The organism is Paenibacillus sp. UNC499MF (genome assembly GCF_900107975.1).
GTDB lineage: Bacteria > Bacillota > Bacilli > Paenibacillales > NBRC-103111 > Paenibacillus_F.
Genome location: NZ_FNVF01000011.1, coordinates 103,552 through 129,578 on the forward strand (window position 1 = coordinate 103,552; position 26,027 = coordinate 129,578).

The window sequence follows — 26,027 nt, forward strand, 5'->3', positions numbered from 1 at the left end:
ACGGGATACGGGATAGCGGAACGAGATAAGTCCTTTAAGGAATTACCCTTACGCCGGGCGGAGTGAACCAGTTAATGGTTCAGGGCTTCGCGGATGCCGTTCAGGTAGACGATGCCGAGGGCGCGGTCGTAAAGCCCGTAGCCGGGTTTTCCCGTTTCGCCCCAGATCATGCGGCCGTGGTCGGGACGCAGGGGGCCGTCGAAGCCGACTTCTTTGAGCGCCTTCATCACTTCCACCATGTCGACGGACCCGTGCTCCGAGAGATGGGAGGTTTCGCAGAAGCTTTTCTCCCCGATCCGCTTGATATTGCGGGCATGAACGAAGTGGATGCGCTTCTGATGCCCGAAATGACGGAGCATGGCCGGAAAATCGTTGTCTTTATGAGCGCCGAGCGAACCGCTGCACATGCACAGGCCGTGATTTTGACTGTCGTGGAGCCCGAGAAAACGGTCAAGGTTTTCCCGGTTGGTAATAATGCGGGGAAGCCCGAAGATCGGCCACGGCGGGTCGTCCGGATGAATGGCCATTTTGATGCCCTCCTCGTCCGCCACCGGCATGATTTCCCGGATAAAATAAGCGAGATGCGTCCAGAGCTCCTCTTCGTCGACGTTTTTATAATGGTCGAAAAGGGTTTTGAGCTGGTCGTCGGTATAGCTCGTGTCCCAGCCGGGAAGCTTAAGCTCGCCTGTAAGCGGATTCATTTTCTGCGCGACTTCTTCCTCGTAGATGAGGGCGTTGGAGCCGTCTTCGAGCTCGTAATGAAGAGAGGTCCGGGTCCAGTCGAAGATCGGCATGAAATTGTAGCAGACGGTATCGATTCCGGCTTTGGCCAGGTTGCGCAGCGTTGTTTTGTAATTGTCGATATAGGCCTGGCGCGTAGGAAGACCGAGCTTGATATCCTCGTGAATGGGGACGCTTTCAATGACGTCCAGCCGGAGGCCGTGATCTTCGATCGTCCGCTTCAAGCGGGTAATTTTGTCGAGCGGCCACGCTTCTCCGACGGGAACGTCGTAAATGGCCGATACGATTCCGGTTACGCCGGGGATTTGCCGGATGTTCGTTAAAGTTACGGGGTCGTTCTCGCCGAACCAGCGAAAAGTCATTTTCATGGTTTTCATCCTTTCTGTGTGATCAGTCGGTGAAATAGTGGGGAAACTGCTCCCGGAGCTGCGGGATCTCATGGTCCAGATTGCCGAGATGCCGTTCCAGCAGTTGTACGGTGCCCGTTTCGTCGTTCTTTTTCAAGCTGTCGAACAGCTCCAGATGTTCTTCGACGAGTTTTTCCGTCAGCACAAGTTCTTTCATTGCCAGGTATCTGAGACGGTTCAGATGGCCCCGCATATGGTAAACCACTTCCAGCAGAGTCGCGTTGCCGGTCAGTTCGAGGATGCATTTGTGAAAAGCCTCATCGAGCTGGAGGAACTGAACCACATCCTGATGATCCGCCGCCTCGCTCTGCTCCCGGAGAATACGGCCGATCTGCCTCTCCGCGTGCACGAACTTCTCCGAACTGTCCCAGCCTCCAGCCGCGAGCTTGAAAGCGCTGCTCTCCAGGCTGAGCCGCACGAAGCTGCTTTCCTTTACTTTGGATTCCGAAATACGGGCGATCTTCTTATGTCTCTGGGGAAGCACCTCGATCAGGTGTTCCGTTACAAGAAGCTGGAACGCGTCCCGGATCGGTGTCCGGCTGATCTTGAACGTATCCGCGATTTCGCTTTCGAAAATCGTTTGGCCGGGTTCCAGTTTTAACGTAATGATGGAATCCCGCAAGGCATCATACGCTTGTTCGCCCAAAGACTTGCCGCTCGTTATGCGGGGGACTTGCCGGGTAGACATCAAATGACTCACCTCCATGTAATTAGCTTTTGATTAAAAATAAGTATACGTGTATACACGTATACGCGTCAATGAAAATCAAGCCAGATGCTGGAAGATTACATGATAGCGGCATCTGTCAGATCAAGAAAGGCGGCCGCCGTGTTCCGATGATCGGTCCGCAGGCAGGAAACGGCTCGGCTGCCGACTGTGACTTCCCGGACACGAAGGATGAACAGGGCCGAGCCTTCGGGAGCGCGGATAACCGGACATTTTCCGCACGGCATGCGCTGCTCAGGCCCGGCGTCCCGCAGCTCGTGCCCCCAGCCCGCGTCCCTGCAGCACAGCTGCGTAGTTTCCGCGTGCGTCCGGACCGCCCACACATAAAGCAGGCCCCGACTTATCGGGCCGCCATGTGCTGCCGGATAAATCGGGGCCTTGCCGGCTGGGCTGCGGGAACGGCTTTACGCCTGCTCCTCGCGGGCCCATTCGGCGAGGTATTTCCTGTGCTCCTGCTGCTGCCGCTCGCTGACTTCATGGCCGGAGAAAGGATGCACGTCGATGTGCTTATCCCCTTCGATCCGGTTGTAAGCCGCGAAGATGGTTTCCGGCCAGCACACCATATCCTTGAGCCCGACGGTCATCCGGACAGGCACGCGGATGCGGTGGGCCAGGTTCATCATATCGAAATGGGCGAGCGTTTCGAATACAGGCTCCAGCCGGTCGGGATTCCGCTTGATGAAATCGGCGGCTTCCTTCAGAGAACCGACCGAGTTCAGCACGCCGAAATCCATGTGGCACATATTCGGGATGTCCGCAACGATCAGCGACACTTTCTCGTGGAGCGCGCCCGTGATCAGCGAGAGGCCGCCGCCTTGGCTGCCACCCGTTACCGCGATTTTGGATGCCTGCACTTCGGGCCGTCCGGTGGCCCACTCGACCGCTTTGTACGCATCCAGCGTAACCGCCATGTAATAGCAGCGGTCCTTGTCGAGGATGTTCTGCGTCATCCAGCCGGTGCTGGTTCCCGCGTCGTAGTCGAGCCGGTTGCCGGTTTCGCCACCCTGGCCCCTCACATCGACGGCAAAAACGGCAAAACCCTGAAGCAGCCAAGCCGCATATCGTTCCGGCAGGCCTTTGTCGGCCGTATACCCCGGGAACATAACGAGACAGGGGTAGCTTTTCTTTTGCAGAAAAGAGGGAACCAGAAACCATCCGTGAACAGGGGTTTCGTCAAAGCCTTCATAAGCAACGTGATACGTATCGACTCCGTTCATGAGCGAGTCTCTGCGTTCGACACGGGCGTTCAGGGGCTTGTTTTTGAAAAGGTCCAGCTTCTTGTCCCAGAATTGATCGGCTGCGGACGGGTCAAGCGTCAGCGCGGGCTTGTACTGATGAAGAGTATGAATTCTTTTCTCGACGGCATTCATTTCCTAATCCTCCAGCAACTATGAAGTTTTATTCCATTTATTATAAACTTGCGAAGCGGAAAACACACGATGTTTTTGTACGCGGAAGGACAGGAAGAAACGGATCGGTTCGCAAAATAAGGTTGTAACCGGGGGCTGCCGTAACTAAAATGATAGAAAAGCATATACCTAATACCGCCCTATAAAGGAGAACGCCTGCCATGACTACGGACCAGGTCCAGATCAGACCCGCTGCGGCCGAAGATACCCGCCAGCTTCACGATCTTATGATCCAATATATCGTCGACTTCTATAAAAGGCCGCGCCCGGACGAACGCGAACTGGTGAAGCTCATTGATCATCTGCGGGAGAACCCGTCCGCCGGCCTGCAGTTTGTAGCGGAAAAAGACGGCATGCTCGTCGGCTTCGCGACGCTGTACTTTTCATTCAGCACGCTTCAAGTCAAAAGGGCGGCCGTGCTGAACGACCTGTTCGTCGATGCTTCGGCCCGCGGGCATAAAGTCGGAGAGCGGCTGTTCCGCTCGTGCCTCTCCCATATCCGGGAGCACGGCTTCGCCTACATGACGTGGGAGACGGCCAAGGACAATACGGCCGCCCAATCGCTGTATAACAAAATGGGCGGGCATGTCTCTACGGAATGGCTCGTATACGAGATGGAGTAAAACGGACGGCAGCCCGTCCGGGGGCGGACAGGCTGCTTCAGGGGTACGGTGCGGGCTCCCGGTTTACCGCTTCGGCGTACTTTCCGCGGGCGTATCGTACCGGACGGGCCGGAACGTTCCCGATGCGGCGGATTCACGGGCCTGGATGCACATCAAGGCGCTTAACAGGCCGTCGTCCATTGTAGCGACCGGCGCAGCCGCGCCCCGCATGAGTCCGGCGAAATTGGCCGCAAGGGCGGAATCGCCGCCGAAATGATTGTCGCCCGCTCCGATCTCGTAAGTTTCCACGCGGGGCGTGTGGTGCATGAACACTTTCACCTGGCTCGTGTAGAAATCGAACTCGACAGTGCCTTTGTACCCGAGGAAACGCGCTCCTCTGGAAGCGGCCGCCCGGCGGGCGAAGAAATTTTGCGAATACGACACGTGCATGCCCGATTCGTAGCGGATCAGCGCGCTTCCGGAATCCTCGTTGCCGGTATCCTCGGCGTATACGCAGTATTCCCATGTCTCCGGGATATCCTTGGAGGGGAACGCCGTGCTGTCCGGGCAAGTCCGCTTCTCATCGCATTCGGCACATTTCAGTCCTGCAGGCTTCGTGCCTTTGAAAATTTGCTTGGACGTCATGGCGGCCACGTCCGTCGGAGCGAGGCGGAGAACCGAATTGATATAGTCGAAGTCGTGTGTCGCCTTCTGGAGGAACAGCCCGCCCGTCTCGGCCTCGTCCCGGTACCAGTTCTGGTAATACACCGCTCCGTACGGCACGTTATTGACGGCCTGCACGTGCTCGACGGTGCCGATTTTGCCGGAGTCGATGATTTCCCGGACCATATTGACGATAGACGTGACCCGCAGGGGGAACGACACTACGACCGGCGAACGGGACGCCTCGTAGCCCTGTTTCAGCGTCAGCAGGTCGTCCATCGTCGTCGCGACGGGCTTTTCCAGATACAACGGAAGATTGCGGGAAAGCACCTTGAGCGCCATGGGCGTATGCAGGGAGCAGCGCGTTCCGATCAGAACGCCATCCAGCTGTTCGTTGTTCAGCATCTCGTCGGCGGATTCATAGAAGGAGACGTCCTCCCGGCCTTTTTCACGGAACTGTTCCCGCAGTTCTCCGAGACGGATATCCGTGACGGCCGTTATTTTGCAGTCGGGATCCTCCTTCATGATCTCCGACGCAACGTGGCGGATGCGGTCGCCATAGCCGATTATACCCAGGTTCATGGAAGCTCCTCTTTTCTGAAAGCGCATTTGGATAAAATTAACGTCCTCTACGTTCAGTATAAAAAGGGAAGCCTTCTTTTTCTTTGTCCGAAGGGCCGGATTTTTTGTCCCTTTTAGTTGAAAACGGTGAGGAGGTGACAGAGTGGGGGAAAAGGAATCACGGAAAAAAAACGGTGTCCGGGAAGTTCCGACTGTCGGGGAAAAGCAGGAAAACCGGAAAATTCGGGAAGACCGGGCGAAGCTGGAGGAGCGAGAGGTGCTAAAGGGAAACCAGGAAGCGCGAGAAGCACAAGAAGCACAAGAAGCACAAGAAGCACAAGAAGCACAAGAAGCTCGTACCTGGGAACTTCAAGAAGCTAGGGGGACCGGAGAAACCCGGGAAGCTCGCGAAGGCTGGGAAACCCGAGAAACCCGAGAAACACGAGAAGCCCGGCTTAACCGGATGCAGAGGACGCATCTGGAGCAGGTAATCGGAATCGGCAGCCTTATTACGATGTACTATTTCGAGCATGGGAAGGACTACGTGTTCCGGGGGGAGCGGCATAACTTCTGGGAACTTCTGTACGTGGATAAGGGAGAGATCGAGGTAGTGACCGATGACGCGGGACACGTTCTGAAGCAGGGCATGGCCATTTTCCACGAGCCGAACGAGTTTCACAGCTTCCGTGCCGCTCCTGGCAGGGCGCCCAATGTCATCGTGCTCACCTTTGACTGCGATTCCCCGGCTATGAACGCTTTCGCGGGCGGGGTGCTGAGGCTGGAGGACGAAGAAAGGGAGCTGCTGGCCCGGATAATCCAGGAAGGGGAGAACGCGTTCGAATTTCCGTTCGAGTATCCGCTGAAGCGAAGAGAGAAGGCTCCGCCGGGTTCCGAGCAGCTGCTGCGCTGCTATTTCGAAGCGTTCCTGATCCGGCTGCTGCGGCGGGCGCCGTTTGACCGGGAAGCTTCGCGGGCTCAGATGTCTTCTCCGGCACGACAGAAAAATCAGGAGGAGCTGGCGGCCAGAGTGATTGCCTACATGGAAGCGAATGTGGAATCACCCGTTACGCTGGATGAAATTTCGCGTCATTTTCATATCGGCAAAACGGTGCTCAAAGAGACCTTTAAAGCGCAGACCGGTACAACCGTCATGAAATATTGGAGCCGGATCAAGATCGGCCAGGCCAAGCTCCTTATCCGGGAAGAAACGTGCAATTTTACGGAAATCGCCGGGAGGCTCGGATTCGGGAGCGTGCATCACTTTTCCAAAACGTTCAAGAAAGCGTCCGGCATGAGTCCGTCCGAGTATGCCCGTTCCGTGAAGGCGAGAATGGGACCGGCAGACGGCCGGGTGTAATTAAGATCCAACAAGGCAAGGAGGCCGAAAAGATGGGAACACAAGCCAAAACAAACGCGTGCCGGATGCTCGACAAACTTGCTGTCCCGTATACCCTTCACGAATACGAGTGGGATGAAGATCAGCTTGATGCCGGAACCGTGGCGGGTAAAGTCGGGATCGGAATCGGCAGCCTGTATAAAACCCTCGTTCTGCGCGGGGACAAAACCGGGGTTCTGCTGGCGTGCATACCGGGGGACAAAGAGCTTCACTTGAAGGCGCTCGCTTCGGCAAGCGGCAACAAGAAGGTGGATATGGTCCCGGTGAAGGAGCTGCAGGCGCTGACGGGGTACATACGGGGCGGGGTATCTCCGCTCGGCACAAAAAAGAACTACCCGCTGTATCTGGAACGCGCTGCGCTGGACACCGAGCCGGTCAGCATTTCGGCCGGACGGCGCGGGCTGCAGATTTTCCTCAGCGGGAGGGATCTTGCGGCGGCGGCGGACGCCATTCCGGCCGATATCACGCACTAAGCGGCGCGAAAAGCCACCGCGTCGTAAGGCTCCGCCGGAGGCCCGCGCACACACAAAAGCCCGCCAGCGTATATGCTGGCGGGCTTTTCCGGCCTCCACGCAAGGTGCGGGCCGGGCGGTTTCCGCTGCCGGAAACGGACAGCCTGTGCCGCGGGGCTTACTTAACCGTTTTCGGCTCCGGGTAGTCGACTCCGAGCGTATCCACCGTGACTTTCTTCATCGCCGGCGGAGTTTTCGGACGGTCGTTGGCTTCCGTAGGCTGGTTGACGATCTCGTCGACCGCTTCCATGCCTTCGGTTACTTTACCGAAGGAAGCGTATTGAGCGTCGAGATGAGGAGCATCCGCGACCATGATGAAGAATTGGGAACCGGCCGAATCCGGGTCCTGGGAGCGGGCCATCGAGAGGACGCCGCGGGTATGCTTCAGCTCGTTCTTGAAGCCGTTGGAGGTGAACTCACCCTTGATATCGTAGCCCGGACCGCCGGCGCCGGTTCCTTCGGGATCGCCGCCCTGGACCATGAAACCGGGGATGACCCGGTGAAAAATTTTACCGTCGTAAAATCCTTTTTTGATAAGCGAGATGAAGTTGTTCACCGTATTCGGAGCCACTTGGGGATAAAGCTCCGCTTTGATGATTTTGCCGTTGTCCATTTCGATGGTCACGACGGGGTTTTTACCGTCCGTCTTCGGCGGTTCCGAACCGCCCGCGGAGCCGGCTGCCGTCGGGGACGGTGTCGGAGCCGGAGTTGCCGTACCGCTGCTGTCCGTCTTCGCTTTCCCGCATCCCGCGGCGATGACCAGAAGAGCCATCACGAGAAGCAGAAGACCTGTAAAACCTTTGCGCTTGCCTGTCATGTCATTCATACCACCTTATCTGCATGTTTTCGTTTCTATCATACCGCGTTTGGGTGCCGGATGGAAATTTTGGGAACCGCGTAAACAGGAGTACCCAAGTTTTGACTTGGGTACCGGACTGTGCTACATTTAATTCGTACATACATTGTGGACAATTTAATTTTTGCAAATCAAAATAAAAGCGGGTACCTGTACCGCGCCGGGCAGCCGCCCCGGGAGTGCAGGACCGCAAGAACACGGAGGAAGTAGACGATGAGCGTATACCCTTATTCGGCCAGAAGCATTCGAGGAACGGAAACGAAGCTTGAAGAGTACAAAGGCAAGGTGCTGGTGATCGTCAATACCGCAAGCCAATGCGGGTTTACGTCGCAGTACGCCGATCTGCAGAAGCTGTATGAAAAATACCGCGATCAGGGACTGGTCGTTCTCGGATTTCCGTGCAACCAGTTCGGCGGGCAGGAGCCGGGCACGAACGAGGAAGTAGACACCTTCTGCCAGCTCAACTACGGCGTTACGTTCCCACTGTTCGAGAAGATCGACGTGCGCGGTGAAGAGAAGCACCCGCTTTTCGCTTACTTGACCGAACAAGCTCCTTTCGAAGGCTTTGACCTGAATCATCCGAGCGGTAAAATGCTTAACGCGTTTCTGTCGGAAAAGCAGCCGCATCTGCTGGAGGGCGACGATGTGAAGTGGAATTTCACCAAGTTCCTCATCGATCGCGAGGGGAATGTGGTGAAGCGCTTCGAGCCGGGCGTCGATCCTCTGGATATGCAGCCTGCCGTCGAAGCGGTCCTGTAACAAACGCGGACGCGGGCTTAGGATCGAGCCTGGGAGCACCTTGACTGCCGGAGGGATCTTATCCGGCCCAAAAGAAAAGGAACCTACGTCGTAGGTTCCTTTTGTGCGAACAGGGCCAGCTTTTCGAACGGGTTGTTCGTGAAGCTGTCGCCGGTTTTGTACACGACCTCCGTCGTATACAGGGGAAGATCCCCCGCCTGATTCCGCTCCAGCACGAGCCGGTCGTGCAGATGGATGAACAGCTTGGCGGTATTCATCGCATCGTCCAGGGCCCGGTGATGGGAGCCGTCGAACGGGATATTCCAGTATTCGAGGGCGGTTTTGAGGCCCATCTGCTGCTGCTTCTCCTGCTGGACGAGTCCGGCCATGAGCTTTTGCAGGTTGTTGTGGTTGCAGATCCAATCGGTTTTGACGCCGTGCATCCGGCAGTCGCTGCCAAGCTGGATCAGGTCGTCGGGACCCCACGCGCACAGATAGTATTCTCCGTCTCCGATCCACTCCAGCAGACGTTCCAGTACGAGCGGCCAGGACTCCGCCGATTGCAGATCGCTTTGCTTAATTCCCGTCAGGGCCTGGGTAGAAGCGGAAACAACCGGGGACCGGTCTGGTTTTACAAAAGACTGGAACGTGCCGGTTACGGCAGGTTTGCCGTCCGTGAATTCAACGGCCGCCGCTCCGATTTCGATAATTTCCGAAACGTGGATCTTTTTGCGGGTAACGGTCATCTCCAGATCATACACAATTACTTTCAAAGAAACTCACCTCCTAGAGAGAAACCCTCATCATATCGTGTGCCAGCTTCACACCGGGTGTGCCGGTTTTTTTATATTGGGCTAAAACCTCTTCGTAAGGCTCGTCATCCGTAAGATGAATGGCGATCACTTGAGGGATCCGGGCGACCGGATAGTAGGTCAGAATGCCCTCCAGGCTGGTATGGATGCTCATATCGCCCCGTGCCTGCGTCGCTTCATGGATCAGAACGTCTATCCGGGGCTGGCTGCGTATCCATTCGCTCGGCGCCGTGTCCGCCGAATAGATAAGCACCTTGTCACCGGATTCGACCCGGATGCCGGACGTGGAGCCCGCATGCAGGCTCGTGAAGGCGGAGACGGTCATGTCGCCCTGCGCGAACAGGGTTCCGGGCTCTGCGCAGTCGAAAGGCCGCACCGTGATTTCGAAGCCGATCGGCCATTCGTCCGTCCGGTACGCGCGGAGAATGTCGCCGAGCTGGTCCCGGTGATCCTGCGGGCAGCAGATGATGAGCGGCTCTTTTCTTTTGCCGAGCCACATGCCCCAGAGCAGAGAAGGGAGACCGAAAATATGGTCGATGTGGAAATGGGTAAGAATGACCCCCCGGATGGACTGCAGCGGAATTTCAGCCTGCTTCAGTTTGCCGAGCGGATTGCCGCCCACGTCTATCATCCAATTGCCTTCCTCATGCTGAAGAAGCAGGTAAGTGTTGTCCCTTTCTCTGCTTCCCGAAGCGCTGGCACTTCCTAATATAAGAACGTCCACGGTGTTTTCCTCCGATCTGTTTGTCCCAAGTACTTATTAATGTATCGGCAATCGGCGGAATGTGCAAGAAAATCCTTGAAGGGGCGCCGTTTTCGGCTCTTCGGCCCTTGCAGCGGATTTTCAGGAAGAAAATTTGCGCTTTCTGCCCTCCGGTGTTTTGACGCCTCTTGCAAAATGGTAAGCTTAGAACAAACGGAACCGTTATAACGGAGGCTGCGTATGACCATTTATAACAAACTCGTTCGGGATCAAATACCGGCAATCATCCGGGAAAACGGACAAAACTGCCGCACGCGTGTGCTCGGCGAAAAAGAATACAGACTTGAACTGAGGCGGAAGCTCGGGGAAGAGTTAAAGGAATATCTGGAAGCCGGAGACGATGCTCATGCCGTGGAAGAGCTGGCCGATCTGCTGGAGCTTTTGCATGCCTTGGCGGATATGCACGGTACCTCCCCGGAAGAACTGGAGGCTGTACGCAGGCGGAAAGCGGACAAGCGCGGAGGGTTCCGTGATAGGATCTATCTGCTGGAAACCGAAGAGCAGGAGAAATAGAAGGCCATACAGCGATATTTGTCGAATGAAATCATGCTTTGTCATTTATTTTTCCAAAGAGGCAGGAAATATAAGTGTATTTGGCGAATTTTGTCATATCAGGTAAAAGTCTATTCTTTTCCATTTCTCTTCAGAGGTGCATACATAATGACCAAATCAAGAGCAACGGCGGTCCTGGCGTCCGTCTATATCGGGATCGTGCTGCTTGCCCTGCTGTTCGTCCCGGCCACGGCGCGGGGGCAATCTCCCCTGGATACGATCAAGATTACCGAATGGGCATATAAATGGGACAGTCAGGGGACTGGCTTTGACGAGACACAGGCTCCTGCCAACACTGACGGATGGATGACCGCCAACGAGAAGGGAGACATGCCGGTCAAGCCGGAAGGCGTTTCCGCACTCTGGTTGAAAATCGAGCTGCCCCGCCTGGAGTGGGACGAGCCGGGCATGCTGATCGGAAAACTGTACGGCCACCGCATTGAAGTTTTTACGGATGAACGTAAAATCTACAAAGCGGGACACACGTACGTGTACGATAAGAACCGGCTGCTGATTCCGCTCAGTGCCAAAGACTCGGGCAAAACGGTTTATATTCATATCGAAACGAACAGCGACCGGATCGGGCTCCAGAAAAACGTGAAAGTCGGAGACTATCAGGCCCTGCTTCCAGGCTATGTCAAAACGAATCTGACCGATGTTTTACTGGGCTGCGCCTTCGTGTTCATTGCCGTTCTGATGCTGATCTGCACCGTATTTCTGAACCGCGGGCAGCTTGCCAAATGGCTCTCGCTCAGTCTCGTCATTCTGGCCATCGGAATGCTCATGATCGGGTCTTCCCAGTTTACGTATACGTTTTTTGAAGATCAGGGCAAGTGGATCGAAAGCTTGTTCGACCTTGCGCTGTTTGTATTTTTGCCGACTCTGACGGTATATTTCGAACAAATATTAGGCCACGGTACCTGGTCGATGCTGACGAAATACCGCTGGTTCCAGATCGGATTCTCGGTTCTCTGTATTTTGTTCCTGCTGGTCAACCATTTGGCTTCCTACCGGTATGACAAAGTTTATTATTTCGTAACGGTTACGATGCTGGGGGTTACGATGCTGATCCAATTCGTACTGCTGATCGGAATGGCCATCGCTCACGCGGCCAAGGGCAGCAAGGACGGGGTGACTTTAACGACGGGAATCGGCCTGTTCGCGGCATCCGGAATCGTCGATCTGCTCGTATTTTATGCCAAGAACGAACAGTACGAATTTGTTTACTGGAAGTTTGGGATCGTGTGCTTCGTGACGTCGCTGATCATTATTCTCGGGAGAGGATTTGCCCGCGATCACGAGAAAATCGTGAGATATTCCAAGGAGCTGGTGATGTACAATAATGAGCTTCAGCGAGCGGAGAAAATGGAGATCATAAGCGACCTCGCCGCCTCCGTGGCTCATGAGGTGCGCAACCCTCTGCAGGTGACGAGAGGTTTCCTTCAATTGGCCGCAGAGAAGCTGGATCAGAAGGAAAAAGGGTACATGAACATGGCGATCGAGGAACTCGACAGGGCCTCCAACATCATTACGGACTTCCTTACGTTCGCGAAGCCGCAGCTGGAACATATCACGTCTCTTAATGTCTGTCAGGAACTGAAGCAAATCGAGGGCATTCTGGTTCCATTGGCTAATCTGCAAGGCGGTGAAATCACGCTGGAGGTGCCGGAGGATCTGTACATTGAGGGCAATTCTTCGAAATTCAAGCAGGCGTTTATTAATATCATTAAGAATAGTATCGAAGCGCTGGACGGACAGGGTCAGATCCGGATCTGGGCGTATAAAGAGAAAAATGAAGTGTGGATTCATATCCGGGATAACGGAGAGGGGATGGAAACAAAAGAGCTCTCCAAACTTGGAGAGCCGTACTTTTCAACGAAAACCAAGGGGACTGGCCTGGGTCTTATGGTCACCTTCCGAATCATCGAGGTCATGCATGGCCGTCTGGAATTTAAGAGCGAGAAAGGTGTCGGCACTGAAGCGATCGTCCGGTTTCCTTTGATACTGGGCTAGCCGGTTTGTAGGCGATTACCAGACGCTGTTCGGGTCGGAATCGGCGCTGAGTACTTCAGCCGGATTGGGAGGAATTACGAGAAAGTAACGGCCCGGAGCTTCGTCCAGAACCTTTACGTCCGCCGCTTCCGGCAGCTCGATGTCAAAGGCTTGCTTTAAGGCTCCCTTAGGGTCGTTCAGCAACGCTTTCTTGAATTCGGGGTCCGCCCAAGCTTTCTCAATGATTTGATTTTTTAAAATCTCTTCTGCTGACACAAGGCTCATCCTCTCAAAGTAAAGGGTTCATATTCCGCCCTGAGTATAGCATGTGCATAGGTCTAATGTCATTAAGATTTGTTTCTTTTTGACAGAAGGTAGGTAAATCCTCCTAGTTCCAAAAGTCCCCTTTCTTTGTCAATCCGGGAGGCTTCGGACAGAAGGTCATCCAATAGGGATTGATGAAAGGCGTCCATATGCGGGGCATGGAACAAGCCCGTCGGGGCACCGCCGAACCAGGCCGATGCAGCCTCGGCATAATCGCGCAGGCAGCCGTGAACGAACACGGCTTGTTTGACGTTGTCTTCCGTAAGCGGCTCATCCGCCTTCAAGCCTCTTCGTGTCCGGATCAGGGAGAGGAGGCAGTTGTAGCTGCCCGTCTCCAGGTCTTCCCGCCAGTCGGCCCAGTCATCGGCCATTTGCAGGGCCAGCAGCGTATGATCGGTCTGCCGTGAGAACGGCCCAATCAGCTCCTCCTGACCGCTTAGCAGCAGGGCGCCCGTACTTGCCAGCTTAACGGGAGCGGCTTTATGCGCGATGCGAACGGGATCATCGCGGAAATAATCCGCTTCGTTCTCCCGGGTTACACATTCCGCCCACTGCCCCAGCCAGGTGTCCGCGTGCGCCCAGAACGGGGAATCGGAAGAGAAGTACCCCCGGTAGAGACGGGAATATTCGGCCTGGAACAGATTCGAGAGGGGCAGCATCGTCCGGCGCTCTTCCGCTCCCGTATCGGTGTCCATGAGATCGTCCTGGACGAAAAAATGAAGCATCACGAACACATTGGCTAACGAAAGCGTTCTGTACGTACCGGCGGGGAGTTTGGTCTGTTCCCTCAGCCAGAACGGCAGCAGATAGCAGATGTAGTTTTTCGTGCTGTTTTTTTTCAGGGGATGAAACTTGTCCAGAAAGTCCAGTCCTGCCTTGTTCAGCGGGGCGGGAAATGCGGAAATCCGGCGCACCGCCTCATCGAAAACAAGCTCCAGCTCTTCTTTGTAGTCCGTGAACCATTTCATGCGGACACCTGCCTCTTCTTCGTTCTTTTCCAAGTATAGGCCACAGGAACTAGACCGGCAAGATACGCCGGATTCTCTTTTGTGCAAAAAATGAACTCAACTCTTGCCCGTCTTCCTCCGATAAATAAAAGGCTGACATACATAACTGGAGGAGAAGCAGATGAATCAGGTGTGGAAGAAAATGAAGCTGAAAAATTCCCTGAAAACAAAGCTGATCGCCGCTTTTCTGCTGCTTTCGCTTGTGCCGCTGGTCGTGACATCCATCGTTCTTCTGAATATGGCGAAAACCAACACGGAGAACGAGATTGCCTACAACATGAAAAACCTGGCGAAGTCCAATGCCGATAGCGTAGATTACTGGGTGCGCCAGCGAATATCGCTGGTCGAAGAGATGATACAGAAGCATCCCGAGATGGCTAAAGGGGAAAAGACCCAAATTTTGAGCGTGCTCAAGACGGTAGGAGAAATCGACAAAGAATTCGAGTACTACGCCTACGTGGAGAAGGATGGTACCAGTACAAACACCGCGGGCCTCGTATCGAAAGTCGGGGAACGCGATTATTTCAAAAAAATGGCCGAGACAAAAAAAACGGTCGTCAGCGACATGCTGATCAATTCCAAAACGGGAAAACCGGTTATCGTCATCGCCGTGCCGATCGTAGAGGGAGGCGAGTTCCTCGGCGCCATTCATGCGGTCATTAACCCCGACATTCTTCAAAAGCTCATAGCAGGAGTCAAGGTGGGCGAGAACGGCTTCGGTTACCTGATCTCCGGTGAGGGGACGTATTTGACTCATCCGGAAAAAGAACGGATCGGGAAGAAGCTTGATGAGGTCATGCAGCCGACCGAGCTGAAGAAATTCAAAGAACAGGTACTGGTGCAAAATGACGGAGAAGTCGATTACAAGTCGGTCGACAACATAGCCCGTACGGCTTCCTATCATACCGTATCGGCCACCGGCTGGAAGATGATTGTTCTGACCAATGACGTCGAGGTTTTGGAGACACTCCAGAAGTTCGTCCGGACGACTACTCTCATCATTCTGATCGTGTGCATACTGGTTCTGCTCATTTCCTGGCAGATCGGCAGGGTGGCCGTTGCGCCTATGCTGCATCTTTCGGAAGTATTGAAGAAGGTTGCGGGAGGAGATCTGACTCCCCGCTTGAAGGTAACTTCGAAAGACGAGATCGGGGATATCGCCCAAAATACGAACAAGATGCTCGAATCGATGAGTACGATCATCGGGGACGTGAGCCTCATGGCGGAGCAGGTTGCCGCTTCCTCGGAAGAGCTGACGGCTTCGTCGGCCGAATCGGTCGAAGCATCCAAGCACGTGGGCCAGTCGATCGAGGATATCGTCCGCGGCTCGGAAACGCAGGTCCAGAGCGCCGAGCAGAGCTCACAGGCGATGGAGGAGATGGCCGGAGGCATCCAGCGGATCGCAGAATCCTCGTCGACGGTTGCCGATACGACCAACCGGACGGCCGCCGAAGCGAAGCAGGGGAACAACGCTATCCAGATGGCCGTCCGTCAGATGGATTCTATCCGCGATTCCGTAACCCTGACCTCCGGAGAGCTTAAGACGCTCGGCGAGCATTCGCGGCAAATCGGCGACATCGTCGACGCGATCACGCAAATCGCGAGCCAGACCCAGATGCTCTCGCTCAACGCCTCCATCGAGGCGGCCAGAGCGGGCGAGCATGGGCGGGGCTTCGCGGTCGTCGCGGGCGAAGTGAAGAAGCTCGCGGAGCAGTCCGCGAAATCGGCCGCGCATATTACGGAGCTGATCGCGCACATCCGCACGTCCACGGACAATGCCATCACGACGATGGACCGGGGCGTCGCTGAAGTCGGCAAAGGTGCGGAAATTATCCATATTGCCGGGATCGTCTTTCAGGATATTTACACGGCCGTTCAGAACGTATCGGATCAGATCCGCGAGGTTTCCGCGGCAACGGAGCAAATGTCCGCCGGCTCCGAGGAAGTGAGCGCTTCGATGATGGAAATGCTGCAAATCTCTCAAGGGTCGGCCGACAATGCCCAGATGATTTCCGCGGCATCCGAGCAGCAGCTTGCTTCTATGGAGGAGGTTTCCTCCGCAAGCGAGTCTTTGAGCCGGATGGCTCAGAATTTGCAGGAGAGCCTTTCCAAATTCAAAATTTGACCGTATTTAGAATGAGACCTGCTTTCTCTCCGGAGAAGCGGGTCTTTTCCTTATACGGCGAGACGGACCACGGCGCGGCGCCGCAGGACGCGCCTGGGTTTTGCGGGCCAAATTAACCGGTCCTGATGGATTTGGTTATGTAACTGTGTTAATTTTATATAGAGATTATTAACGAGAGGATACACATTCATGTTCGGTCTTGAACACCTTGAACTGGATACCTCTTTCCTTACTTTGGAAGGGGATTGTCCGGTATCGCAAGCCAAGGCTCTGCTGGAACAGGTCCGTTTTGTGATCGTGGACACGGCCCCCGGCGCAGCTTATATTATTTCTTATCAGGAAGCCAAATTTCTGGATGTCTTTCATCCGGATATGACTATAGAGGAGTGGGTCCGCCGTACAGGCTGGCCCTGCTCGGCCGTACTGCCGATGTCCAGGCTGGGCGGGCTTCAAACCGATTGGCAGAAACCTGTTCTGATTCTCGGCGAAGATTCGGAAAAGCTCGGCATCGTTACGGCCGAAGCGATGATGAATTGCCTGCTCCAGGAGAAAAGGCAGCTGGTGTCTTATCTGGACACCCTCGTGGAAACCGTCAACGACGCGGTGACGGCCGTGGATCGCGAAGGCCGTGTGATTTACTGGAACCGGACGGCGGAGCAGGTGTACGGGATCGGCAAGCAGGACATTATCGGCCGGACGATCGGCGAGCATTTTGAGAAAGAATCGATCATGCTTCATCAAATATTGGACGAGGGCCGTACGATCCGCCAAGTCTATCACCAGCCGGCTCCGGACACTCATGTCCTGATCAGCGCTTCTCCGATTGTGGAGAACAATCAGATTATCGGCGGAATCGCCACGGAGCAGGATATTACGAGGATCGTGCGCTTGAACGAAGAGCTGTATTCGGCCATACCGCTGCGGATCGAGCAGGACAAACCCTTCTCGTCCATTATCGGAATGGGCCACGACATTAAACGCTCCCTGGAGGTCGCCCGCAAATTCGCCCGTTTCAGCACCCCCGTGCTGCTTGTCGGGGAACCCGGCTCGGGCAAGGAGATGCTCGCCCAGGCCATACACTACAGCAGCGAGCGCAAAGACGCCGCTTTCGTTTCCCTGCACTGCGGAGCCATTCCGGGCGGTCTGCTGGAAACGGAGCTTTTCGGCTACCAGGGAGGCGCTTTTACAAGCGGGGAAGATCACGGGAAGGAAGGGAAGCTGGAGCTTGCCGACGGCGGCACTCTGTTTCTGGAGGAAGTAGGGGAGATGCCTCTGGATATCCAGCTCAAGCTTTCCCAGTACTTAAGAGACAAGTCGTTCCAGCGCTCAGGCGGGGAAGAGAGCATCCGTACGGATGCGCGGATTATCGCCACGACGCATACCTCGCTGCAGCCGCTTATGGAGCAGGGGCTTTTTCTGGAAGATTTGTTTTATCAGCTCAATGTGATGAGCATTGAAATCCCGCCCCTGCGCGAGCGGAGAGAAGATATCCCCGAGCTGGTACAGGCTTTTATCCGGGAATTTACCGAGCACTATCACAAGCCAGTTCCCAGGATCGATCCGGACGTGCTGAACGTACTTATGAACCATGACTGGCCCGGCAATATCCGGGAGCTGCGGAATGTTATGGAGCGCGCGGTCATTCTTTGTGAAGGGGATACGATTACGGGCATCCACCTGCCGCCGGGTCTTTCCTCCAAAATGCAGCATGCCGAGTCTTTCCCGGAAAGGGAGGAGACGGGTACGGCGAAGCCTCATTCCTCTTTTCAACAGGAGGATCATCTGATCGAAGAAGCTTTGCGCAGGGCGTACGGCAACAAAAGCGCGGCCGCCAAGCTGCTCGGTATTTCCCGGGGAACTCTCTACAAGAAAATGAGAGAATACGATATTCAGACGGAATAGCGGCAGTTCCCGGATGCGGACATAGCAACCTATATAAGGCACCTCAGGACAGAAAACTGTTCAGAGGTGTTTTTTTGTTGGCTGAAATTAGAAGAAAGTGTATACAAGTGATGAACATTACTGTATTATTGGACATATATTAAACATATGTGTTCATTTAAGTGAACACAATATTCTATAATTTGGAATATGGAGGCATCTTTATGGAAGCCATCATGAGAAATATGTTCCAAGCGCTGGGTAAAAGCCATTCGGCGAACAAAATGGCCAAAAGATTCGGTCTCCGGTTTGGCGCAGCCCGGTTTGTGGCGGGAGAATCCATTCAGCAGGCGATTGAAGCTGTCCGCGGATTGAACAGCGACGGCCGTCTGGCCACGCTGGATCATTTGGGCGAATTTGTATTCAGCGAGGAAGAAGCCAACGAATCGGCCGAAATGTGTATCAAGACTTTGGAAGCGATTGCAGCGTCCGGTGTCCAATCGAACCTTTCGCTTAAAATGACATCGCTGGGGCTGGATATCAGCAAAGATCTGTGCCTGCAGAACATGCGCCGGATTCTGGACTGCGCCCGGAAGCACGGGAATTTCGTCCGCATCGATATGGAGGATTACGAGCACTGCCAGATCACGCTCGATATTCTGCACGAGCTGCGCGACGAATACGATAACGTCGGTACCGTCATCCAGGCTTACTTGTACCGCTCGGAGCAGGATATCCGCGATCTGAACAGCATCCGCGCGAATTTGCGCCTGGTCAAAGGAGCCTACAAGGAATCGCCGAAGGTTGCTTTTCCCGAGAAGAAAGACGTCGACGACAATTATAAAAAGATCATTAAACAGCACTTGTTAAACGGCAATTATGCCGCTATCGCCAGCCACGACGAAGCAGTCATTAATGAGATGAAAGCTTTTATCCGCGATATGAAGATTTCGGGGGATCAATTCGAATTCCAGATGCTTTACGGAATCCGCGAGGATCTCCAGAAGCAGCTGGTCGCGGAAGGATACCGGGTGCGCGCTTACGTGCCTTACGGAATCGACTGGTTCGGGTATTTTATGAGGCGGCTTGCCGAGCGCCCGGCCAACGTCTGGTTTGTTTTGAAAAACTTTTTTAAATAATTTTTTTAGATAACCTATCTTATTCTCTAGGAAGAGGTGCCTACTATGTCTACGAACCAAACGACAATTGCCCCATTTAAAAACGAGCCGTTTACGGATTTCACGCAAGAGGATAACAAAAAAGCGATGCAGGAAGCTCTGGCTAAAGTTAAGCAGGAACTTGGCCGGGAGTACCCTCTTCACATCGGCGCGGATAAAGTAACGACCGAGGACAAAATTGTCTCGATCAATCCCGGGAACATCGACCAGGTAATCGGCCGTGTCAGCAAAGCCACTCAGGAGCTCGCCGAGCGCGCAATGCAGACGGCTTTGACTACCTTTGAAACGTGGAAAAGAGTGCCTGCGCGCGAGCGCGCCGAGTATTTGCTGAAAGCGGCGGAACTGATGCGCCAGCGCAAACATGAATTTTCGGCCTGGATGATCCTGGAGTCCGGAAAGAACTGGGCGGAAGCCGATGCGGATACGGCGGAAGCGATCGACTTTATGGAATTCTACGCGAGAGAAGCGATCCGTCTGAGCGAGACGAACACGCATCAGCCGCTGACGAAGCTCGACGGTGAAGATAACCGCGTGACCTACATTCCGCTGGGAGTAGGCGTGGTGATTCCGCCGTGGAACTTCCCGCTGGCGATTTGCGCCGGTATGGCTACGGCGGCTGTCGTGTCGGGCAACACGGTGCTTGTGAAGCCGGCATCCACTACTCCCGTCATCGCCCACAAGTTCGTGGCACTCATGGAAGAAGTCGGCCTGCCTGCCGGCGTAATCAATTACATTCCGGGCAGCGGCGCCGAAGTCGGCGACTACTTAACGACGCATCCGAAAACCCGGTTCGTCAGCTTCACCGGCTCCAAGGAAATCGGTCTGCGCATCAACCGTCTTGCCGCCGAAACGGCTGAGGGTCAGATCTGGATCAAGCGCGTTATCGCCGAAATGGGCGGCAAGGACGGGATCGTCGTCGATGAAACCGCCGATCTTGAGGCGGCTGCCGCAGCCATTACCGCTTCGGCTTTCGGCTTCCAGGGACAGAAATGCTCGGCCGGTTCCCGCGCCGTTATTGTGGAATCCGTCTACGACGAGATCGTGGAGAAGGTTGCGGAGCTGACCAAGAAGCTGGAGATCGGTGTCCAGGATGAAAACTACGCCGCAGGTCCCGTAATCGACGAGAACTCGTACAATAAAATCCTCGAATATATTGAAATCGGCAAAAAAGAAGGCCGTCTCGTTACGGGCGGCGGCAAAGCCGAAGGAAACGGCTATTACATCCAGCCGACTGTTTTTGCCGATGTGGACGGGAAAGCGCGCATCATGCAGGAGGAGATTTTCGGTCCCGTTCTGGCCATCGCGAAAGCGAAAGACTGGAAAGAAGCGATCGCCATGTACAACGATACCGAATTCGGCTTGACCGGCGCCTTCTTCTCCAAAGACGAAAGCCGTATCGAGACGGCACTTCAAGATATGCACTGCGGCAATCTTTACATTAACCGCAAATGTACGGGCGCACTGGTCGGCGTGCATCCTTTCGGAGGCTTCAATATGTCCGGTACGGATTCCAAAGCCGGCGGCTACGACTATCTGCTTCTGTTCACACAGGCTAAATTGACTTCCAGAAAACTGTAAGATTGCTCTAGAAAACTTACGGCAGCGGAAGATTTACGTCCAACGATTATGTTCAGTCGAATCGCGAAAAGTGCAAGGACTCTTCTATAGAAGGCTGCTTTAAGGATATAGGGCGGAAAGGAACGAAAGTTCCTTTCCGTCTTTTTGTTATTCATGAGGTGAATTAAATCTTTCCCCTTTGGGTTAAACATCATATGATTGCTGTAACGCCTATTATGTTTTTGCAGGAAGAGAGGACCTATTATGCTTACTTCACTAAATGCGATCGAAGCATACCGCCGGGGGGATGAAACTCCGGTTTCTGTTTATTCGTGGCTCCGTTTTCTCGTTTCGGCGGAAGAGCGGATCGTCAATCTGGAGCGGATCCGGTCCATTCATGAGCTGGCTGAAGCCAACCCGGTACTGGATTATGTGGAAAGAACGCTGCGTATTCTGGACGGGCTCGGGCTTTCTTTCTGGGTGAAAGAAATTTTGGAAACCGTCCTCGTCTGGTCCGAAACGGCCAAAGGCGGAACGGTCCGGCAGCGGATGCAGTGGCAGGCCGACGGAATCAATTTGTTCGTTCATAATATCGGGTCCGCCCAGCTCTTTGACCGTTTTAACGAAACGGGTGAGACGGAGACGGATAAGATTCGCGTAATCCGTACCTTGATCGAAACTCACGGCTTGATCGGCCAGTACATACGGGGTGAAGTCCCGTTCGAAGGAAACGGACCTTTGACGGAAATCGTGAAGCGGGGGCTTCTAACCCCGGGAGAGCTCCAGAGTCTTTTGCTTCCTTTGAATCAGTGTGTCATCGGCGCCGTTTCGCCCGAATTATGGAACACGGTGCACAGCGAAGTGGAGAAACTGGCCGAGCATATCTCAAAGGGGCAGCACCCCGGGGGATGGTCGGTCCGTGAACGGCTGCGTAAACTGAGAAGCAGATCTATCCGGCGGGGGGAGAACTTCGAGGCCGAATACGAGCGGGTAGCGGAAGCGCTGGAAGCGGTTGAACGCGCTCGGGGGGAAAAACCGGGAGAAGGGGAATCCCGGAACCGGGACGTATTGAGCGGCGTAGTGCTTGACGCTGGGGCCGGACAAGCCGGGCAAGCTGCGAAGACTGGACAAGCCGTGAACGGACAGACCGGGCAATCCGCGGAGACTGCCCGGCACACTGCACACATTCTCGAAAGAGCACTGGAGCCTCTGGCCGGGAAAACACTGTGGTACGTGGAATCCGCACTTCAGGACTTCAGCCTGGAGGAAGTCGTGAAGATCTTTATGCTCGCTTTGCAAACGGAGGCAAACACCGTCATGCCGGAGGAGCCGGTCCATCATATCAGCTTCGAAAGGCTGATGAACGCCATGTATTATGATTACAAGGGCGTTAAGAAAATCAACGTCTACAAGAAGCGTATCATCGAGAAGTTTCTGCGGGAGTTTGCTTTCGAACATATCGGAACCGACGGGGCACCTGTAAACCCCCACCTGGCTTATAAAGTGGAACGCAGCCCTTCGTCTGCGGATACGGTCTTCTTCACCTTCGAGTTTTCCGCAGCCGCCGAAAAACTCATTGAATTTTGTATGGAAGCGGAGAAATCTCCGCTCTACGAGAAAGCGGTATTGCTTTTGTTCGATCTTTTCGAGCTGCGGCGCGACGCCTACGACCGGTTTCATAACGAGGACGAGTATCTGGAGACGATGAACCGGACCGCAGACTACAAGAGCGTGATGCTGGATTTCATCACGGGAGAAAAAGTGCTCGATATCGGGCCGGGCGGCGGAGTTATGCTGGACCTGATCGAGCAAAGGCTGCCGGATAAACAGCCGGTCGGGATTGACATCTCCACCAATGTCATTGAGGCGTTAAACCGCAAAAAGCAGTTGGAAGGACACCGCTGGGAGGTTCTGAAGGGCGATGCGCTCAACCTGAAAGATTACGTGCATCCGGGAACCGTCGGAACTGTCATTTTCTCCTCCATTCTGCATGAATTGTACTCGTATATCGAATGGAACGGGTCCAAGTTCAACCGGGACACGATTGCAGCCGCTCTGCGCAGTGCTTTCGACGTCCTGGCCGTGGGAGGGAGAATCATTATCCGTGACGGCATCATGACGGAACCCGTAGAAACAAAACGGCGCATCCGGTTTCTGGCCCGAGAGGACAAGGAGTGGCTGAAGCGGTACGCGGGCGATTTTGCCGGCAGGCAGATACAAGTTGAGTACATGGGAGATGGCGATGCGGTAATGCCGGTGAATGATGCGATGGAATTTCTCTATACGTATACGTGGGGAGAGGAAGCCTACGTTCACGAAGTGCAGGAGCAGTTCGGTTACTTTACGCCTTCTGACTATGCCGACTTTATTGGAAAGGTGCTGGGTCCGGAAGCCGTTATTGTGGAGTTCCGGCACTTCCTGCAGGAAGGTTACACGGACGCGCTTGCGGACAAAGTCGTTTTTATGGACGAGGCCGGCGATCCGGTTCCCCTTCCGGACAGCACTTGTCTCATTGTTATAGAAAAAAGAGGAGAAACCCACCTTGACAATTAGTTTTAATGTGTCATAATGATAATATCAAATTGATTATATAAATCTTTTTCTCTAGGAAACGGCAGGTGAAAACATGGACACGAATTCCGAAGCCCTGAATTACTCGGCGGACAAATACAGAACACCGGACGGCGCTCCCGCGGATATCGTGATTTTTACGATCACTTCGACCGAGCGCGGCACGGTCAAAAAATCGCTCCCCCACCGGGAGCTGCAGGTTCTGCTTATCCAGCGTAAAGCCTGGCCGTTCGCCGGCCAGTGGGCGCTTCCCGGGGGCTTCTGCAAGGACACGGAGACGGTCTACGATTGCGCAAAGCGTGAGCTGCAAGAGGAAACCGGAGTCGAGGAAGTGCACATTCAATACTTCAATGTGTACAGTACGCCCGGACGTGACCCGCGGGGCTGGATCATCTCGCATGCTTTCTTCGCGCTGGTGCATGAACAATACTTGGCCGGCAGGCAGGCGGCGGACGATGCAGCCGACGTTAAGCTTTTCTCCGTGGAAGAGGCGCTGGAGATGGAGCTCGCTTTCGATCATAAGCAGATTCTCCAGGACGCCTTGGATCAGGTTCGCAGGCAGATGCTGACAACGATTATCGCCAAGGAATTTCTGCCCGATGAATTCACGATCAGCGAATTGTACCAGGTTATCCGGACGCTGGTGCCAGAGTTTGAGGAGAAAAATTTCATCCGTAAAATTACTTCCACTCAAAGCCGCAGAGGCATTATAGAGGAAGTGAGGGATTCACGGGGTGAGCGCAAGTTCTCCAACCGCTATTCCCAGCGCGCGGCCCAGCTTTACCGGTTTACCGGAGATGTGCCTCAGCTGTCACTGTACAGCTAGGCTTTTCTTTTAAAACTTAATATTGTCGTTTTAATATTATTAAAATAATTATTTGGAGGGAACGAAATGAAGAAAACGGGAACTATGCTTGTGCTGCTGGCCGCTATGCTGACGGTCGCATGGTTGACATCATCGTCGGCGCTGGAAATTGCCGCTACTACGACAGGACTGCTTTGCGTCTGGCTGACGGCCAGGGAAAACATATGGTCGTGGCCGATTTCCCTGATTAATGTGGCCTGCTTTTTCTATATGTTCTGGGAGGTAAAGCTCTACGCGGATATGGCGCTTCAAGTTTTCTTTTTCCTGTTGAGCATCTATGGCTGGATCGTCTGGCTCACAAAAAGGGGAGGCGCGGAAGTGCGTCCGACGAGGAAAATAGCGCCGTGGCTGATCCTTCCTCTGATTCTGTTTCTGATCGGCGCGACGGCAGGCTGGGGGTATGTTCTGCACAAGTATACCGACGCTTCCATCCCTTACGCGGATGCGTTCATCGCTACGCTCAGCATCATTGCCCAGCTGCTCTTATCGGCTAAGATTCTGGAAAACTGGACGGTCTGGATAGCGGTGGATGTGCTGTCGATCGGCATGTACGCCTATAAGGGGCTGGATGCGATTGCGTTCTTGTATTTGATCTACCTGGGCATCGCGATATCCGGACTGATTACATGGAAAAGAAACTATGCCGCAGCGGGACAGGAAAGGTTTCGGTTCCCACAGAGGCCCGCAGGAGCTCCAAATGACACGGAGGAAGGTGTATGCAAATGAAAACGGATAAGAGGACTGTGCACGATCCGGAACTGAAAAAGGGACCTGTAACCACGGGCTTTACTCTGGGGAAATTCGCACCCCTTCATAGAGGGCATCAATTGATGATCGAGACGGCGATTGAGGAGAACGACGAAGTGATCGTGCTCATCTATGACAGCCCGGAAGTCACGGATGTTCCGCTACCCGTAAGGGCGGGCTGGATACGAAAACTGTATCCCGGCGTAGAAGTTATCGAAGCTTGGGACGGACCGGCGGAAAGCGGATATACCCCCGAAATTCAGAAAATGCATGAGGAACATATTCTTGCCCTGCTTGGCGGAAGGAAGATTACGCGTTTCTATTCCAGCGAAAGATACGGAGAGCATGTAAGCGCGGCGCTGGGGGCGCAGAACAGACAGGTAGATCCCGGCCGGCTGAAGGTGCCTGTCTCCGGTACCCGGGTTCGTCACGATCCGTACGGCCGGCGCGGGTATGTTGATCCTGTCGTCTATCGGGATTTAATTACGAAGGTTGTGTTCCTGGGAGCTCCTTCGACGGGAAAAACGACGCTCGCCAGTTACTTGGCGGATCTCCACGGAACGAGCTGGATGCCTGAATACGGAAGGGAATATTGGGCGGAGCACCAGACCGGCCGCCGTTTGTCGAAGGAGCAGCTCCTGGAAATCGCCGAGGGCCACGTGCAGAGGGAGGAGAGGCTGACGGAGGAAGCCGACAAGTTTGTATTCGTCGATACCGATGCCCGCACAACGCTGCGGTTCTCGATGTATTATCACGGCGAGGCGCTGCCGCGGCTTCACGAATTGGCGGAGGCTGCCGCGGCACGCTACGATTTGGTCTTCGTATGCGACACGGACATCCCTTACGATGACACGTGGGACCGGTCGGGCGACGCCCAGCGGAATCTGTTTCAGAAACAGATTCTGGCGGATCTGAACGTGCGCCGTATCCCTTATTTTGTGCTCAGGGGTACGCTGGAGGAGCGAGCGGCCCGGGTTAATGCCGTTCTGGCCCGCTACCGGAAATACCGCAGCCTCGCCGAAATGCTGGTATAAATACCCA

General features: G+C 54.5%; 24 protein-coding genes. 14 read left to right on the top strand and 10 right to left on the bottom strand.

Annotated elements, in window-relative coordinates; genetic code table 11:
* Positions 1-71: 71 nt before the first annotated feature.
* The 4 genes from uxuA to C4S74_RS19965 form a co-directional block, all read right to left on the bottom strand.
* Positions 72-1,109 (bottom strand): mannonate dehydratase, encoded by a 1,038-nt coding sequence (uxuA, locus tag C4S74_RS19950; protein ID WP_103997035.1) that lies wholly within the window; start codon positions 1,107-1,109, stop codon positions 72-74.
* 22 nt (positions 1,110-1,131) lie between these two features.
* Entirely contained in the window at positions 1,132-1,836 is a 705-nt protein-coding gene (locus C4S74_RS19955) for a GntR family transcriptional regulator (RefSeq protein ID WP_258042554.1), read from the bottom strand.
* A gap of 98 nt (positions 1,837-1,934) precedes the next feature.
* Entirely contained in the window at positions 1,935-2,198 is a 264-nt protein-coding gene (locus C4S74_RS19960) for a hypothetical protein (protein ID WP_103997037.1), read from the bottom strand.
* Positions 2,199-2,279: 81 nt separating this feature from the next.
* Positions 2,280-3,245: an alpha/beta fold hydrolase gene (locus tag C4S74_RS19965; protein WP_103997038.1), complete on the bottom strand. Its 966-nt coding sequence runs from the start codon at positions 3,243-3,245 to the stop codon at positions 2,280-2,282.
* Between the two features lie 200 nt (positions 3,246-3,445).
* On the opposite strand from C4S74_RS19965, the gene C4S74_RS19970 reads away from it, so the two are divergent.
* The gene (locus C4S74_RS19970) at positions 3,446-3,907 is read left to right on the top strand and encodes a GNAT family N-acetyltransferase (RefSeq protein WP_103997039.1); all 462 of its coding nucleotides are present in this window, start codon (positions 3,446-3,448) and stop codon (positions 3,905-3,907) included.
* 63 nt (positions 3,908-3,970) lie between these two features.
* On the opposite strand, the gene C4S74_RS19975 is transcribed toward C4S74_RS19970, so the two are convergent.
* On the bottom strand, positions 3,971-5,131 hold the full coding sequence (locus C4S74_RS19975) for a Gfo/Idh/MocA family protein (protein ID WP_103997040.1): 1,161 nt from the start codon (positions 5,129-5,131) through the stop codon (positions 3,971-3,973).
* A gap of 142 nt (positions 5,132-5,273) precedes the next feature.
* Here C4S74_RS19975 and C4S74_RS19980 point away from each other — a divergent pair, with 142 nt between their 5' ends.
* The gene (locus tag C4S74_RS19980) at positions 5,274-6,467 is read left to right on the top strand and encodes an AraC family transcriptional regulator (RefSeq protein ID WP_258042555.1); all 1,194 of its coding nucleotides are present in this window, start codon (positions 5,274-5,276) and stop codon (positions 6,465-6,467) included.
* Positions 6,468-6,499: 32 nt separating this feature from the next.
* Complete coding sequence (ybaK, locus tag C4S74_RS19985) at positions 6,500-6,979, top strand: Cys-tRNA(Pro) deacylase (RefSeq protein ID WP_103997041.1); 480 nt, start codon at positions 6,500-6,502, stop codon at positions 6,977-6,979.
* Positions 6,980-7,136: 157 nt separating this feature from the next.
* On the opposite strand, the gene C4S74_RS19990 is transcribed toward ybaK, so the two are convergent.
* Positions 7,137-7,835: a peptidylprolyl isomerase gene (locus C4S74_RS19990; protein WP_103997042.1), complete on the bottom strand. Its 699-nt coding sequence runs from the start codon at positions 7,833-7,835 to the stop codon at positions 7,137-7,139.
* 252 nt (positions 7,836-8,087) lie between these two features.
* On the opposite strand from C4S74_RS19990, the gene C4S74_RS19995 reads away from it, so the two are divergent.
* Positions 8,088-8,633, top strand: coding sequence for a glutathione peroxidase (locus C4S74_RS19995; protein WP_103997043.1), 546 nt, complete (start codon positions 8,088-8,090; stop codon positions 8,631-8,633).
* 83 nt (positions 8,634-8,716) lie between these two features.
* On the opposite strand, the gene C4S74_RS20000 is transcribed toward C4S74_RS19995, so the two are convergent.
* Both C4S74_RS20000 and C4S74_RS20005 read right to left on the bottom strand, forming a co-directional pair.
* Complete coding sequence (locus C4S74_RS20000) at positions 8,717-9,385, bottom strand: 3'-5' exonuclease (protein WP_103997044.1); 669 nt, start codon at positions 9,383-9,385, stop codon at positions 8,717-8,719.
* 13 nt (positions 9,386-9,398) lie between these two features.
* Positions 9,399-10,148, bottom strand: coding sequence for an MBL fold metallo-hydrolase (locus C4S74_RS20005; protein ID WP_103997045.1), 750 nt, complete (start codon positions 10,146-10,148; stop codon positions 9,399-9,401).
* A gap of 219 nt (positions 10,149-10,367) precedes the next feature.
* Here C4S74_RS20005 and C4S74_RS20010 point away from each other — a divergent pair, with 219 nt between their 5' ends.
* Together C4S74_RS20010 and C4S74_RS20015 are read left to right on the top strand one after the other, a co-directional pair.
* The gene (locus C4S74_RS20010) at positions 10,368-10,700 is read left to right on the top strand and encodes a nucleoside triphosphate pyrophosphohydrolase (RefSeq protein WP_103997046.1); all 333 of its coding nucleotides are present in this window, start codon (positions 10,368-10,370) and stop codon (positions 10,698-10,700) included.
* A 147-nt stretch (positions 10,701-10,847) separates the two neighbouring features.
* Positions 10,848-12,752, top strand: coding sequence for a HAMP domain-containing sensor histidine kinase (locus tag C4S74_RS20015; RefSeq protein WP_103997047.1), 1,905 nt, complete (start codon positions 10,848-10,850; stop codon positions 12,750-12,752).
* Positions 12,753-12,767: 15 nt separating this feature from the next.
* Here C4S74_RS20015 and C4S74_RS20020 read toward each other — a convergent pair whose 3' ends face one another.
* Entirely contained in the window at positions 12,768-13,016 is a 249-nt protein-coding gene (locus C4S74_RS20020; protein WP_258042556.1) for an NHLP leader peptide family RiPP precursor, read from the bottom strand.
* 62 nt (positions 13,017-13,078) lie between these two features.
* Entirely contained in the window at positions 13,079-14,023 is a 945-nt protein-coding gene (locus C4S74_RS20025) for a class 1 isoprenoid biosynthesis enzyme (RefSeq protein ID WP_103997049.1), read from the bottom strand.
* Positions 14,024-14,183: 160 nt separating this feature from the next.
* On the opposite strand from C4S74_RS20025, the gene C4S74_RS20030 reads away from it, so the two are divergent.
* The 8 genes from C4S74_RS20030 to C4S74_RS20065 all read left to right on the top strand — a co-directional run bounded on the left by C4S74_RS20030 (position 14,184) and on the right by C4S74_RS20065 (position 26,020).
* Complete coding sequence (locus tag C4S74_RS20030; protein WP_103997050.1) at positions 14,184-16,187, top strand: methyl-accepting chemotaxis protein; 2,004 nt, start codon at positions 14,184-14,186, stop codon at positions 16,185-16,187.
* Between the two features lie 189 nt (positions 16,188-16,376).
* A complete protein-coding gene (locus C4S74_RS20035; protein WP_103997051.1) occupies positions 16,377-18,089 on the top strand; it encodes a sigma-54-dependent Fis family transcriptional regulator in 1,713 nt (570 codons plus the stop codon).
* 203 nt (positions 18,090-18,292) lie between these two features.
* Positions 18,293-19,207, top strand: coding sequence for a proline dehydrogenase family protein (locus C4S74_RS20040; RefSeq protein WP_103997052.1), 915 nt, complete (start codon positions 18,293-18,295; stop codon positions 19,205-19,207).
* Between the two features lie 45 nt (positions 19,208-19,252).
* On the top strand, positions 19,253-20,824 hold the full coding sequence (gene pruA / locus C4S74_RS20045; protein WP_103997053.1) for an L-glutamate gamma-semialdehyde dehydrogenase: 1,572 nt from the start codon (positions 19,253-19,255) through the stop codon (positions 20,822-20,824).
* Positions 20,825-21,067: 243 nt separating this feature from the next.
* Positions 21,068-23,356 (top strand): class I SAM-dependent methyltransferase, encoded by a 2,289-nt coding sequence (locus tag C4S74_RS20050; RefSeq protein ID WP_103997054.1) that lies wholly within the window; start codon positions 21,068-21,070, stop codon positions 23,354-23,356.
* Between the two features lie 73 nt (positions 23,357-23,429).
* Positions 23,430-24,200: an NUDIX domain-containing protein gene (locus C4S74_RS20055; RefSeq protein ID WP_103997055.1), complete on the top strand. Its 771-nt coding sequence runs from the start codon at positions 23,430-23,432 to the stop codon at positions 24,198-24,200.
* 66 nt (positions 24,201-24,266) lie between these two features.
* Complete coding sequence (pnuC, locus tag C4S74_RS20060; RefSeq protein WP_103997056.1) at positions 24,267-24,965, top strand: nicotinamide riboside transporter PnuC; 699 nt, start codon at positions 24,267-24,269, stop codon at positions 24,963-24,965.
* On the top strand, positions 24,962-26,020 hold the full coding sequence (locus tag C4S74_RS20065) for an AAA family ATPase (protein WP_103997101.1): 1,059 nt from the start codon (positions 24,962-24,964) through the stop codon (positions 26,018-26,020). The genes pnuC and C4S74_RS20065 overlap by 4 nt, the downstream gene beginning before the upstream one ends.
* Positions 26,021-26,027 lie beyond the last annotated feature (7 nt).